Raw genomic sequence first — 866 nt, 5'->3', positions numbered from 1 at the left:
TGGGACCATAAATTAAACTGTGTAAACCACCTTTAACCCATTTTCTTACTTTGTGTATTTTTCCATAATTTCACTGAAAAATATACAAAGTTGAGGATAAATCTCACTCCAGTTTCTAATACTAGTTCTTTCCCATTTTGCTTGTACCTCCTGTGTTGACATATATAACATTTTAAAAGCTGAATCTATTGTTGGAAATGATCCTTTAGAGTTTGTTTTCCTTTTTATATTTGAATTTAGTGATTCTATTGGATTTGTTGTATAAATTAGGGTTTGAATAGATTTTGGGTATTTCTTGTGCTTGCACTCTCTGTGAGAAAAAAAGTAGCTAATTCATTCCAGTTATTTATCCAAGATTGTGCAATATGAGGATATTTGGAACCCCAAATATCATTAAATTCTGTAAGAGCCATTTGTGCATCTTCTTCTGTTGATGCAGTATAGATTGTTTTTAAATAGTTTGCAACAGCCTTTGCCTGTATTCACAGGATTTCATCTATCTTTCCAAGATACAAACTTTAGAGAGCTTCTAATCTGATGAACTATACATCTTTGTATTTCGGCTTTTCTCACAGAGAGTGCAAGCACAGGGATAAACAGCTTGTATTGCTTGATTAAATCCATTTAAACCATCTATTGCAAATATAAGCACATCATCAACACCTCTATTTTTTAGTTCATTTAAAAGTGTTAACCAATATTTAGAAGTTTCATTTTCACCAATCCAAATTCCAAGTATCTCTTTTTTACCTTCAAGAGTAACACCTAGCATAATATATGCTGCAATATTTTTAACAACTCGATCTACTCTTATTTTTAAAACCGTTGCATCCATAAAAACTATTGGATAAATTGCTTCTAATGGA

The 866-nt window shown here is 31.2% G+C and carries 3 protein-coding genes; all 3 read right to left on the bottom strand.

All coding sequences use genetic code 11. From position 1 onward, the window contains the following. Nucleotides 1–45: 45 nt before the first annotated feature. Nucleotides 46–333 (bottom strand): transposase, encoded by a 288-nt coding sequence (locus IQC44_RS11820; RefSeq protein ID WP_198306481.1) that lies wholly within the window; start codon nucleotides 331–333, stop codon nucleotides 46–48. Then, entirely contained in the window at nucleotides 267–482 is a 216-nt protein-coding gene (locus IQC44_RS11815) for a transposase (RefSeq protein ID WP_198306480.1), read from the bottom strand. Before IQC44_RS11815 ends, IQC44_RS11820 begins: the two co-directional genes overlap by 67 nt. Nucleotides 483–529: 47 nt before the next feature. Beyond that, a partial coding sequence (locus IQC44_RS11725; RefSeq protein ID WP_198306479.1) for a transposase occupies nucleotides 530–866 on the bottom strand: 337 nt, incomplete at its 5' end.

The sequence above is a fragment of the Arcobacter vandammei genome, from assembly GCF_016106035.1.
Lineage (GTDB): Bacteria > Campylobacterota > Campylobacteria > Campylobacterales > Arcobacteraceae > Aliarcobacter > Aliarcobacter vandammei.
This window is presented reverse-complemented; position numbering and strand designations above follow the sequence as displayed.